The sequence below is a fragment of the Desulfogranum marinum genome (assembly GCF_016918565.1).
GTDB classification, from domain to species: domain Bacteria; phylum Desulfobacterota; class Desulfobulbia; order Desulfobulbales; family Desulfobulbaceae; genus Desulfogranum; species Desulfogranum marinum.
Map to the genome: position 1 here is coordinate 1 of NZ_JAFFQD010000184.1, position 387 is coordinate 387.

Annotated in this window: 1 pseudogene; it reads left to right on the forward strand. The window is 51.7% G+C overall.

The window, feature by feature from the left end:
- A pseudogene (locus JWH17_RS23425) lies at window positions 1–387 on the forward strand (malate synthase A); the annotation flags it as partial.

Below are 387 nucleotides of genomic sequence, written 5' to 3' on the forward strand. Positions count from 1 at the left end.
GACTCAGTGATCAGCCATACCCTGATTTTCAGCCAGCCCTTTAGCCATGCAGAACAGCAGCTGTTAACGCCCGAGGCTGTTTCTTTTTTAGAGTCTCTGGTCGCACGCTTTGCACCGCAACGCGAAGTGCTGTTATCGGCTCGCCAGCAGCGTCAGCAGCAATATGACCAGGGCTATCTGCCAGACTTCGATATGGAAACGGCTTCCATAAGGGCCAGTGAATGGCGTATTCAATCTATTCCGGCAGATTTAGAAGATCGTCGGGTCGAGATCACCGGCCCACCCGATCGGAAAATGGTGATTAACGCCCTGAACTCAAACGTTAAAGTCTTTATGGCCGACTTTGAGGATTCGCTGTCTCCGGAGTGGTCAACGTTGATTGAAGGG